Source organism: Natronomonas sp. (genome assembly GCF_036625485.1).
GTDB lineage: Archaea > Halobacteriota > Halobacteria > Halobacteriales > Haloarculaceae > Natronomonas.
In genome coordinates this window covers 1-10,484 of record NZ_JAZKTR010000088.1, presented here as the reverse complement: position 1 = coordinate 10,484, position 10,484 = coordinate 1, and the positions used below count along the sequence as shown (strand labels likewise).

General features: G+C 63.5%; 11 protein-coding genes and 1 pseudogene. 7 read left to right on the top strand and 5 right to left on the bottom strand.

Translation table 11 applies throughout. The features are described from left to right. The 3 genes from V5A53_RS09585 to V5A53_RS09575 form a co-directional block, all read right to left on the bottom strand. Window positions 1-942 (bottom strand): phosphate uptake regulator PhoU (locus tag V5A53_RS09585; protein WP_332313381.1); only part of this gene is annotated, 942 nt, incomplete at its 3' end. Window positions 943-1,265: 323 nt separating this feature from the next. Next, the gene (locus V5A53_RS09580) at window positions 1,266-2,306 is read right to left on the bottom strand and encodes an NAD(P)/FAD-dependent oxidoreductase (protein ID WP_332313380.1); all 1,041 of its coding nucleotides are present in this window, start codon (window positions 2,304-2,306) and stop codon (window positions 1,266-1,268) included. A gap of 121 nt (window positions 2,307-2,427) precedes the next feature. Continuing rightward, on the bottom strand, window positions 2,428-2,913 hold the full coding sequence (locus tag V5A53_RS09575) for a DUF5797 family protein (protein ID WP_332313379.1): 486 nt from the start codon (window positions 2,911-2,913) through the stop codon (window positions 2,428-2,430). 93 nt (window positions 2,914-3,006) lie between these two features. Here V5A53_RS09575 and V5A53_RS09570 point away from each other — a divergent pair, with 93 nt between their 5' ends. The 3 genes from V5A53_RS09570 to V5A53_RS09560 all read left to right on the top strand — a co-directional run bounded on the left by V5A53_RS09570 (window position 3,007) and on the right by V5A53_RS09560 (window position 5,818). Then, window positions 3,007-3,753, top strand: a complete 747-nt coding sequence (locus V5A53_RS09570; protein WP_332313378.1) for an enoyl-CoA hydratase/isomerase family protein — start codon at window positions 3,007-3,009, stop codon at window positions 3,751-3,753. Between the two features lie 144 nt (window positions 3,754-3,897). Next, window positions 3,898-5,517: a hydroxymethylglutaryl-CoA reductase gene (locus V5A53_RS09565; RefSeq protein WP_332313377.1), complete on the top strand. Its 1,620-nt coding sequence runs from the start codon at window positions 3,898-3,900 to the stop codon at window positions 5,515-5,517. A gap of 106 nt (window positions 5,518-5,623) precedes the next feature. Next, window positions 5,624-5,818 carry a hypothetical protein gene (locus V5A53_RS09560; protein WP_332313376.1) on the top strand — a complete coding sequence of 65 codons (195 nt, stop codon included), beginning with the start codon at window positions 5,624-5,626 and terminating at the stop codon, window positions 5,816-5,818. Window positions 5,819-6,151: 333 nt separating this feature from the next. On the opposite strand, the gene V5A53_RS09555 is transcribed toward V5A53_RS09560, so the two are convergent. Next, window positions 6,152-7,444: an MFS transporter gene (locus V5A53_RS09555; protein ID WP_332313375.1), complete on the bottom strand. Its 1,293-nt coding sequence runs from the start codon at window positions 7,442-7,444 to the stop codon at window positions 6,152-6,154. Window positions 7,445-7,524: 80 nt separating this feature from the next. Between V5A53_RS09555 and V5A53_RS09550 the strand changes: the two genes are divergently transcribed. Continuing rightward, on the top strand, window positions 7,525-7,782 hold the full coding sequence (locus V5A53_RS09550; protein ID WP_332313374.1) for a DUF5789 family protein: 258 nt from the start codon (window positions 7,525-7,527) through the stop codon (window positions 7,780-7,782). A gap of 114 nt (window positions 7,783-7,896) precedes the next feature. Beyond that, window positions 7,897-8,223 (top strand): transcription factor S, encoded by a 327-nt coding sequence (locus V5A53_RS09545; protein ID WP_332313373.1) that lies wholly within the window; start codon window positions 7,897-7,899, stop codon window positions 8,221-8,223. A gap of 371 nt (window positions 8,224-8,594) precedes the next feature. Here V5A53_RS09545 and V5A53_RS09540 read toward each other — a convergent pair whose 3' ends face one another. After that, a complete protein-coding gene (locus V5A53_RS09540; RefSeq protein ID WP_178289438.1) occupies window positions 8,595-9,485 on the bottom strand; it encodes a coiled-coil protein in 891 nt (296 codons plus the stop codon). Window positions 9,486-9,802: 317 nt separating this feature from the next. Here V5A53_RS09540 and V5A53_RS09535 point away from each other — a divergent pair, with 317 nt between their 5' ends. Next, window positions 9,803-10,219 carry a DUF371 domain-containing protein gene (locus V5A53_RS09535; protein WP_332313372.1) on the top strand — a complete coding sequence of 139 codons (417 nt, stop codon included), beginning with the start codon at window positions 9,803-9,805 and terminating at the stop codon, window positions 10,217-10,219. A gap of 90 nt (window positions 10,220-10,309) precedes the next feature. Next, a pseudogene (locus tag V5A53_RS09530) lies at window positions 10,310-10,484 on the top strand (endonuclease III domain-containing protein); the annotation flags it as partial.

Below are 10,484 nucleotides of genomic sequence, written 5' to 3'. Positions count from 1 at the left end.
GCTGACCAGCACCTCGCGGACGCGGAGGAGGTCCTCGTTGGGCATCTCGTCGAGGTCGTTGAGGATTTCGGCCTCCCGGTCGCCGATCTCGGCGAACTTCTCGCGGGTCTCGATGGCTTTGTCGTAGTCGCGCTCGACGGCGGCGGCGACGCCGAGTTCGGTGATCTCGTTGACCTGGTCGGTGAACTCGCGGATTCGGCGCATCGTCGCCTGGTCGACGTCGAGGGCGTGGCCCTCGGTTTCGAGGACGATTTCGGCGATGTCCTCGGCGTTGTCGGCGGTGAGTTCGAGGTTCTTGGCGATAGAACGGTAGCCGATGAGCGGGAACCCGGAATCGAGGCCGACCGCGCGTGCGAGATTCGGGTTCTGGTAGGCGGTGAAGATGAGGCGAAGCAGGAGGACGAAGATCTTGTTCGCCTGTCGCTCCCGGTTGAGGGCGCGCTGTGCGAGGTCGGGGTTGCCGTGGGCCAGCGCCTTGATGGCCTCGTTTCGCATGGTCGAGCCGGTCGATTCCAGCCGTTCCAGCAGGTTGTCGAGGGTGAAGTCCTCGGGGTCGACCGAACAGCGGATGGCGATGCGTTCGGGCGTCTCCTCGATGACACCGAGGCCCATCAGCTGGGTTTCGGCGTTGTAGACGGCGTTGATCTGGGCGGAATCGAGGGTGTTGCCCTCGCCGACCTCGACGTGGATGATACGGCGGCCGAGGACGTACTGGGCGATGATGGCGCGTTCGACGGCGTCGGCGTCGAGGTTCTGCGCGTGGATGACGGCCTCGCTTTCCTCCTGTTGGACGGACTCGGGCATGACCGTCAGCGTGCCCTTCGACCCCATCCGCAGCGAAACCTCGTCCCCTTTCTCGACGTCCTGCTTGCTTGCCCACTCGGCGGGCAGGGTCATCGCCAGCGTCGACGGCCCTAGCCGCTGTACCTTGCGTGTCTCCATACCTACCCCACGTGGTCAGCAACCTTAATATTCACTATACACGCGGTACATTGGACACGTTTCATAATATTGTGTCAGGAACAATGCGGAAGGATACGAATCCTTAGTCGGTTCCAGCGTGGAAAACGTGCGCTTTTGTCGAGTATCCGACGAGTGACTACCGCGCTCGACCGTCGGGAGAGCGCGACAGGAACGAGCGGGTTGCGGGCGAAGCCCGCAACCGCATGGACGTGGCGGCTTCGCCGCCACGCAGCGCGCATATCCTCCCCATGTTTTTGCCTGGGTTGCGAGCCGACGGCCCGCCCGTGCAAAAAGTGGGTGTTCTAGTCGTCGTCAGTCTGTGCCGTCGCGGCCTGCCCATCACCGGGGTGGCCCTCGTGTTCGACGGCCCGGGTGCGGAGTCCCTCGGACATGGCGGGAATGTCGTCTTTCGTGACGGGGCCCTGCTCCTCGATTTCCTCCACCGAGCGGGGGAAGGCCCGGAGGTCGTAGTGGTTGCCGATACCACAGTGGGCGCCTTCGCCCATGGCGACGGGAATCTGGTTGTGCCCGGGGGTGACGTCGCCGACGGCGTAGATGCCGTCGACGTTGGTGCGGCCGTGGTCGTCGACGGCGATGCTGCCGTCGTCGTTCAGTTCGACGCCGAGGGATTCCGCGAGGTCGGTGTTGTAGTTCGAGCCGTACATCGGGAAGCCGCCGCGGTACTCCCGGCGGGTGCCGTCCTCGAACTCGAAGGCTTCGAGCCAGCCGTCGTCGCGCTTTTTCATGCCCGTAATCTCCTCGTGGATGACGTCGATGGGGTGGTTCTCGACCATCGTATCGGTCTCGTCGGACCACTCGGGATCGTCGCCGCGGGTGAGGATGTCGACTTCGGGCGTGAAGTTGAGCATGATCATGGCGACGTAGGCCGCCGAATCGCCGGTGCCCATCACGTAGACCGGCTCGTCGACGAACATGTAGGCGTCACAGTGTAGACAGTAGTGGAGGCCCTTCCCGGTGCGGGGAAGCGGGGGATCGGGCCGCTCGTCGGAGAAGCCGGTCGCCAACACGACGTGGTCGGTCGTCACTTCGACGTTGCCGGCGGTGATGTGGTAGCCCTCGTCGGTCTCCTCGATATCGGAGACGAAGTCCTGGTAGTAGTCGGCGCCGTACGCCTGAATCTGCTCGGTCGCCGTCGCGAGGAACTCGTTTCCGGAGACGTCCTCGGTGACGCCGATGACGTTGTGCGTATCCAGCATCATCGCCGCCCGGCCCCCGCCGCGGTTGATAACTGCCGTGTCGTGGCCGAGTCGCGTGGTGTACAGCGCTGTCGTCAGTCCGGCGGGGCCCCCGCCGACGACCGTCACCTGATAGTGGTCAGTCATTGTACCCTTATATACATCCCTCGGGCTTAACTGTCCGGCCCATGTGCCGGCCGAACGCATACGACCCAGCCGTTGATATACGACGGCGAGTCGTCGGGGTCGCCTGAGAAACGCGTCCGAATCAGGCCTCGACGGGGTCGTCCAGCATCTCGACCTGTAGATCGTCGCGGTCGAGGGCCAGTCGGAACGTTGGGACGGTCTTGGTGATGACCTCGACGACGCCCTTGTCTTCGAGGCTCCGAAGGCCCGAGCGGACGGAATCGGTGTCGGGGTCCAGCCCCGCCTCACGGAGGGAATGGAGGACGGCAACGACGCTTTGGGGCTCCTCGTCGGGGCCGGCGATGACGTCGAGAATTCTGGCCTGTAGCTCGGGCACTCGTACGATGTCCTCGCCGACGTCCATGCCGACGAGGTCGGCGGCTTCCGGCGTCGCGCGGATGAGGCTGTCCTCGTCGCGGTAGTAGTACTCCTTGAGCTCCGATTCCAGATACTGGTGGACGTCGCTGCCGCTTTCCATCCCCCACCGGTCCTGTAGCTCGCTGTTCTTCGTCGGTTGCAGGGCAACGAGGTCCGCCAGCCGGGATTCGGCCTCCTCCGAGAGCGTCATTGGGGTCGACTACGCGGTGTCGGGTACAAAAAGGAGGCGGCTCACGGAGCGACCACACGTGGCCTTATGGTCTCTGCCGTCGTTGGCCGACGCATGACCACGGTCCGGCTCGATACGGAGGGCGGCGTAGGGACGCTGACCATCGACCGCCCGGAGCGGTACAACGCCCTGGATTCGGCGACGCTGGAGGCGCTGGAAGGCGCCCTCGCGGACGCCCGGGGCGCCGACATCGACGCACTGGTCCTCACGGGTGCCGGCGAGGAGGCCTTCTCGGTCGGCGCGGACGTCCGCGAACTCGTCGACGCGACGGTCGCCGAGGCCGACGCCTACATGGAGTCCGCCCAGCGTGTCACCCGCCGTATCGCCCGGTTTCCGGTGCCGACCATCGCCGCCATCAACGGCTACTGTCTCGGCGGCGGCTGGGAGTTCGCCCTGAACTGCGACATTCGGGTCGCCAGCGAACGGGCCGTCCTCGGTCACACCGAACTTGACCTCGCTGTCGTGCCCGTCTGGGGCGGCGTCCGGAAACTGGTTCGACTGGTCGACGACGAGACGGCCCGGCGGCTGGTCTTCTTCGCCGAACGCATCGACGCACAGGACGCCTACGAACTCGGCCTCGTGGGCGACGTCATCGCCCACGACAACGTCGCCACGTACGCGGAGGACCTCGCTGAGGACATCGCAGCCAAACCCGCCTTCGCCATGCGGGCCGCCAAGGAAGCCTTCGAGTACGCGTGGCGCGAACCGGACGCCGAACGGGGCTACCAGCGCCGCCTCTGGGGCGAACTGTTCGGCACCGACTCCCAGCGCGAGGCGATGCGGGAGTTCCTCGACCGCTGATTCGTTTATAAATAAGCCATCAAAACCGGCTCAACATGGCTTCTTAAGACGTGTGTCACGCCTACGGATATCGATTCCGCTAGGGTAATGATAGGGGTTCCACACAATCTTTTTCAGGGTCTATCGAGAGCATGTTGCACAGCGATGGTTATTCCAACCCCAGATAGTGGGATTCTGAAGCGGATCTATGCCAATATCGTCGGGTCGGGTGGGTTCGTCTCGCTCGACATTCCGGATAAGATCCTGAAACGGCTCTACACCTACGGGAGCCTGAAGGATACCGACGAGGGAATCGAATTCGAAGTCAAGAACAGGCTGAAGGACGCCAAGTTCGCGGGCGTCTCCCGACTCGTCGTCAACGGCGAGGAGATCGAGGCGGAATCGGTTCGGCTGGAGACCGCTGACGGCAAGACCTTCACCCTCGAAGAGGTCTCGAAGGACGACCCGATCCAGTTCCCGGTCGGTACCACGGTCACCGTCGTCGTCGAGGAGTTCAACCTGCCGAGTGGCAGCCACCAGATCCACATCGACTTCCTCGCCGAACCGTTCGGTGAACTCTCCCTCGAAATCGAGGATACCATCCGCGACGAGGGCCAGCTCCCGAGCATCCCCCGCTCGGAGGAGGACAACTACAGCGAGGAAGCCATCGCCGAACGCCACGAATGGCTCGAAGAGGAGACGGGCGTCGACCTCGAACACGTCCCCGAGTACTCCTTCGATTCCTCGAGAGGGCAGGGTAACGTCGAGAACTTCATCGGCGTCGCCCAGATGCCGCTCGGTATCGCGGGCCCCGTCAAGGTCAACGGCGAACACGCCGATGGCTACTATCCGATCCCGCTGGCGACGACCGAGGGGACGCTCGTGGCCTCCTACAGCCGCGGGATGAAGGCCATCAACATGAACGGCGGTGCGAAGGCCACCGTCTCCGACGACCGGATGAACCGTGCGCCCGTCTTCGTCTTCGAAGACGCCCGTGAGGCCCGGGACTTCCGTGATTGGGTCTTCGACCACTTCGAGACCGTCAAGGAGGAAGCCGAGGAGACCTCCAGCGTCGCCGAGCTCATCGAAATCGAGGATTACCTCACCAACAACTTCGCCCACCTCCGGTTCAGTTTCAAGACGGGCGACGCTGCCGGCCAGAACATGGTCGGGAAGGCCACCTTCGCGGCCTGCAACTGGATCCTCCAGGAGTATCCCGGCTACGTCGAGAGTTTCTATCTCGAAGGCAACTTCGCGACCGACAAGAAGGCCTCCAAGGTCAACGACCTGATGACCCGCGGCAAGCGCGTCACCGCCGAGGTGACGCTGGACCACGAGACCTGTGTCCATCACCTCGGTGCCGAACCCGAGAGTCTCGCCAACCACAGCGATATCGCCACGATCGGCTCCTTCTTCTCGGGGGCCAACACCAACGGCGCCCACCCCGCAAACGGGCTGGCGTCGCTGTTCATCGCCACCGGCCAGGACGAGGCCAACGTCGCCGAGTCCTCGGCGGCCATCCTCAACACCAGGCTAGAGGACGATGACTCGCTCCATATCTCGGTGACCATCCCCTCGCTCATCGTCGCCACCTACGGCGGCGGGACCGGGATGGCGACCCAACAGGAGTGCCTGGAGATGCTCGACTGCAACGGACCCGGAAACGTCAACAAACTCGCCGAGATCGCGGCGACGACCGTGCTCGCCGGCGAGATCTCGCTCGGTGCTGCCATCTCCGCCTCGGACTGGGTGACCAGCCACGAATCGCTCGGCCGCAACCGGTAACGTCGGTCTTCCGTTCGTTTCGCTCCGTCCTTTCTTCCGCTCCTGTGTCGTCCGGACCTAAGAGCTACGGCTGATAGACTAAGTCCGGGTGTCACGTACATCTCCCATGAATCACGTTCTCAATACGCACACCAACACTCTCCACAAGCCGAATAACGAGGACGGCATCGGGGTTGCGGTCTGTGGATCTCTCAGAGAGGTACCGCTGGCGCGCACCCAGTTCGTCTCCGAGGCGGAACTCGACACCTACGACGGCGTGGCACGCTGTGGGAACTGCTTCGAGGGCACCGGCGGTTATTGACCGGACTGTCTCGCCGTACACGCCGCGAGGATACATCGTCGAACCGAAGGTCTCGGATGTCGCCGGCCCGCCCCAACAGTTAGGGACGTACCTCATGCCGATAGGGGCGTAACCGGCGCGTGTGCGACGAACCTGTCCGGAGTGTGCGGCGGAGGCAGGCCGAATCACGGATCGTGAGATAATCGAGGTAGGGATTCGAACCGCGTTCGAGTGTGCGGAGTGCAGCCACCGCTGGACGATCGATTTCTGAACACGTACGGACTGTTGTCGTCTCGTATCGGTTCTCGCGGACCCGCACTGGCGACGGCCGGTACATCGGTACGGCGATCCGTCTCAGTCACCTCGCCCCGGGACGAGCGAAGGGACCACGGCTCCCTCGAGCGTCTCCTCGACTTGCGTCGCAACGAGGACGAGTGCCGCCAGCGCCAGTATCGCGCCGAAGGCGAAGGGGACGACGAAGCCGTAGCCGAACAACAGTCCCGATGCGAGCGGCCCGATGGCTGTCCCGAAGCCGAACGCCATCGTCAACACCGACAGCGTCGTTCCGGACTGGCCCTCCTCGGCGAGGTCACCGGCGACGGCCAACGACGGCGCGAACACCATCGCCACCGAGATTCCGTGGAACAGGCGCGCGACGAGCATCGCCCACGGCGAGGTGACGAGTCCCTGCGCGAGAACCGCGGGCGCGAGGATGAGCAGGCCGCCGACGAGGAACGGTCGCCGGCCGATGCGGTCCGAGGCCCGACCGATGGGCATCTGCAGGGCGACGTTGGCGATGACGACCGCCGAAAACTGGATGCCGAACCACATCGGTCCCTGATCGAGTCGCGTGTTGACCGGCTCCTGCAGCGTCGCGAACAGCGCGATGCTGATCGCCATGAACAGCGTGCCGATTCCGAGGACGAAGATGGGGTCGAGCAACTGGTTTGCCTCATCGCCCTTGACCGAAACCGAGATGTCGTCGGTGGCCTCGGCCTTGGCTATGTCCGGCTCCTCGACGAGGACGGTGACCAGCATGAAACTGACGAGTGCTCCTATGACCGCCACCCCGAAGGCGGCGTCGAAGCCCGAGAGCACGACACCATCGACGAGCGCGTACGGCCCGGCCTGGACCACGAGCCCGGCCACGATAGGACCGAAGCCGAAGCCGATGAGTCGGAAGGTGTTGAACACGCCGAAGTTACCGCCCCGTTCGGCGTCGCTCCGCGCGAGGTCGTTCACCAGCGCGATGGTCGTCGGGATGACGAAGGCACCACCGAGTCCCTGTAGCGCCCGCACGACCAACAGCGCCTCGTAGGTGTCGACGAACGCGTAGGCGACCGCCGTCACCGCCAGCACGGACAGTCCGAAGAGGATGTAGATCTTCCGTCTGCCCGTTCGGTCCGAGAGGCGGCCCGTAAACGGCTGGGCGAAGCTGTTCAGGAAGCCGAACAGCGACAGCGCGAAGCCGATGAGCAACTCCAGCGTTATCTGATAGCCGAACACCGCCGCCCCCTCGAAGCCCGGCAGCGCCAACTCGCCGCTGGCGATATAGAGCGGGAGGACGATGATCAGAAACGAGTTCGCGACGGCGTCGGCCATCCGGGCCAGCGCCAAGACGATAACTCGGCGGTCCGTCCCCAACATCTACCGATTTGTAGGCCGGCCCCCGTATCACCTTTCCGAAGCGCCGACGAAGCTTTCCCAGCGGCCGCACTATCCTTATCATGGCACGAACTGTCAAACTTAGCCGCGTCGAAAGCGTCCTTGACTCGCTTTCCTACCCCGTCGACAAAGAGCACGCCGTCGACCAGCTGGACGACGTAACCGTCGAACTGGCGGATGGCGAGACGAACCTCGGCGACGTCGTCGCCCGAACCGCCAGCGACAGCTACGACTCCCCCACGGAGCTCCGGGACGAACTCTACGAATACCTCCCTACGGAGGCCATCGGCGAACCCGGCCAGTCCGAAGGGGATAGCTGACGGTTCGTTGTCGTCTGTTCCCGGCGAGCACTCGGTACAGTTCGCCGGCGATTCCGTACAACGAGCCGTATGAATCCCGCCGCTTAAATACGCGGCTGGCCTTTTCAGACCAAGATGGAATTCTGCGACGAGTGCGGTTCGATGATGCACAGCGAGGACGGGCTGTGGGTCTGTAGCTCCTGTGACTTCGAGAAGTCCAAGGGCGACGACGACGCTGCCCGGATGACGACTACCGAGGGTCAGGACCACGACAGCGGCCCCGTCGACATGTCCGAGGTCGACGACGCCGAGATCGGCCCGACGACCAACGCCCGCTGTCCCGAGTGCGGCCACGACCGCGCCCGCTACGAGATGAAGCAGATCCGCGCCGCCGACGAATCCGAAACCCGATTCTTCACCTGCGTCGAGTGCGACCACAAGTGGCGCGAAGACGATCATTAACAACCACTTTTTGCACGCGAACGCGGGTCGCGCCCGCTTCGGGGCGCGACCCCGGTTCGCGGCAAAAACATGGTGAAAATATGCGCGCCTCCCTCCAGTCGCGCGGCCTAGCGGCCGCGCGGTAGTCGGTCGGCGCTACGGCGACTCGGCCTGCGGCCTCGTCGCCGGGAACCGCTCGCGCCCTTCGGGCGCTCGCGGATGCTAACTACTGTTTCTGTGTAATATCGCGAAACGTGTTCAGACGCGATCTTTGCGAGTGCTACCGCTACGAAACGTGAATATCGTGAAAGTGAGAAAACCGCAAACCGTGGTGTGCGACTATCCGGCGGCCGTCAGGCCGCGACAGGAGCAAGTCGCGTTGTGGAGCGGTATTAGAGCTTGCCGGCCTTCTGCAGCTTCATGAGGTCCTCGGTGTCGAGGGTCTCGCCTTCCTTGAACTTCTGGTAGATCTCCTCGGCCTCTTCCTTGGCGGCCTCGCGTTCCTCGGCGCGCTCGTCCTCGCGCTCTTCTTCCTCTTCCTTGTCGAGTTCGCGGAGGCGCTTCTGGACGCGGACGAAGTCCTCGTGGTGCCGGTCGGCGGCTTCCTGAGCGTCGACGAACTTCTCGTGCCACTCGTCGGCCTCGTCACGGATGTCGTCGGCCTCTCGGTAGGCCTCGATCATCTCGTTGTGATGCTCTTGGGCCTTGTCCGCCAGCTCGGTCACCTTCTGGTGGTGCTGGGAGGCTTCGGCGCGGACCTCCTGGGCTTCCTCTTTCAGCTCGTCGAGGTCGTCCGTCTGGTTGAGCTTGTCCTTGCGGTCCTGGAGCTTCTCGCGTTTCTCCTCGATCTTCTCGATGAGTTCGCGCTCGTCCTCGGTCGAGAGAACCTCGGTCTGCTGTTTGAACTCCAGCTCCTCGATCTCCTCTTTGAGCTGGTCGACACTCTTGCCCTCGTCGAGTTCGAGGTCCTCTTTGAGGTCGTCGACCTTGTCGAAAAGCTCGTTAGCCTTCGCGTTCAGCTCGTTTCGGCTCTCCTTGTGTTCCTGAACCTGCTCGTTCAGTTCGTCCCGCTTCTCGCGGTGTTCCTGGGCCTCGTCGACTTTCTCACGCGTCTTCGCGTTGAGTTCGTCGCGTTTGGAGGCCCGCTCGGAGGCCATCTGGTTCAGCTCGTTTCGTCGGTCGCGCAGTTGACCGGCGAGCTTGATGAGCTGCCCTTTGGATTTGTTTTCGAGGTCGTCGTCTGTGAGTTCTACGTTATCGGATTCGTTAATTGACTCTGCCATGGTTATCGATCTACTCCATTACCGCTCCGGCGGCGACAGCTACCACTGGTGGAAAGGCCAGTCGCCGTATAAGGAAGTGCTCCTGTCATTCTGGTCGGCTTACGATGCTGCCGAACGCCGGACGCGTTCTGGTATGTCTACGTACTGGATTGCCGTATTTAAAAATTGCGGAGGTTGACCCCCGTGAAAACAGGTACCACACGCCGGGATTCGTACGTTATCCGTTACCAAGGTGTGTGCGTTTGGTATATAAATGAACGCTAATCTAGACGGTGCGAACGGACGGCCTGAAGTAGCGGCACCGTTTCGGGCCGGGTATGGAACGACGCGTACGCGCGACGGGACACGAGAACGTGTCGGCCGAACACGCGAGCACCTTCGAACTGACCAGCGACGACTGGCTCACGCCCGCGGGCGATTGTATCCTCGCCGTCGAAGCCGATACGGTCCCCGCCGACTTCGATGCGGAGTTCGTCGAAGCCTGCCAGTCCCACGAGGCAACGATCACGGTAACGCTCCGCGCTGACGGCCACGAGGAGGCCATCGAGGGCCGCGGTCACCCCGACCTCTCCTTCGAGAACGACCGGAGTATGGTCGGCCGCACCAGCGACTACGTCGACGACCGGACGGTCATGGTCGGCGCGGACAAAGCGGCCGCCGACCTCGACCGCGAGTTCGTCGACGCGCTCGCGGCCGGTGCCGACCTCGAATGCGTCCTGCGAGCCGAGGAGTAGCGTTCCTGATCGAGCCCAACTCGCAGCCTCCTCCGCGAGTGATCTGCCGGCGCACGTAGCGTTTTTTCGGAGCAAGCCCTACCCACGCTCATGAACGACGAACCCGCCGAGAACATCTCCGGCGGTGACGCTGGCGGTGGTTCATTCGCCGAGTTCGACCCTAAAACCGCCGAGACGCGCGCAGAGCAGGTCATCGACCGCCTTGGCGAGCGCTACTGGCAGAAGACCTACGGCGGACAGGACGGCTTCGAGTGTCTGGTCCGGA

What these genes read in the sequence shown, in the direction of transcription:
- V5A53_RS09535 (WP_332313372.1), top strand. Translation starts at nt 9,803, where the DNA reads ATGGAACGACGCGTACGCGCGACGGGACACGAGAACGTGTCGGCCGAA.
- V5A53_RS09540 (WP_178289438.1), bottom strand. Translation starts at nt 9,485, where the DNA reads ATGGCAGAGTCAATTAACGAATCCGATAACGTAGAACTCACAGACGAC.
- V5A53_RS09565 (WP_332313377.1), top strand. Translation starts at nt 3,898, where the DNA reads ATGGTTATTCCAACCCCAGATAGTGGGATTCTGAAGCGGATCTATGCC.
- V5A53_RS09550 (WP_332313374.1), top strand. Translation starts at nt 7,525, where the DNA reads ATGGCACGAACTGTCAAACTTAGCCGCGTCGAAAGCGTCCTTGACTCG.
- V5A53_RS09580 (WP_332313380.1), bottom strand. Translation starts at nt 2,306, where the DNA reads ATGACTGACCACTATCAGGTGACGGTCGTCGGCGGGGGCCCCGCCGGA.
- V5A53_RS09570 (WP_332313378.1), top strand. Translation starts at nt 3,007, where the DNA reads ATGACCACGGTCCGGCTCGATACGGAGGGCGGCGTAGGGACGCTGACC.
- V5A53_RS09545 (WP_332313373.1), top strand. Translation starts at nt 7,897, where the DNA reads ATGGAATTCTGCGACGAGTGCGGTTCGATGATGCACAGCGAGGACGGG.
- V5A53_RS09575 (WP_332313379.1), bottom strand. Translation starts at nt 2,913, where the DNA reads ATGACGCTCTCGGAGGAGGCCGAATCCCGGCTGGCGGACCTCGTTGCC.
- V5A53_RS09555 (WP_332313375.1), bottom strand. Translation starts at nt 7,444, where the DNA reads ATGTTGGGGACGGACCGCCGAGTTATCGTCTTGGCGCTGGCCCGGATG.
- V5A53_RS09560 (WP_332313376.1), top strand. Translation starts at nt 5,624, where the DNA reads ATGAATCACGTTCTCAATACGCACACCAACACTCTCCACAAGCCGAAT.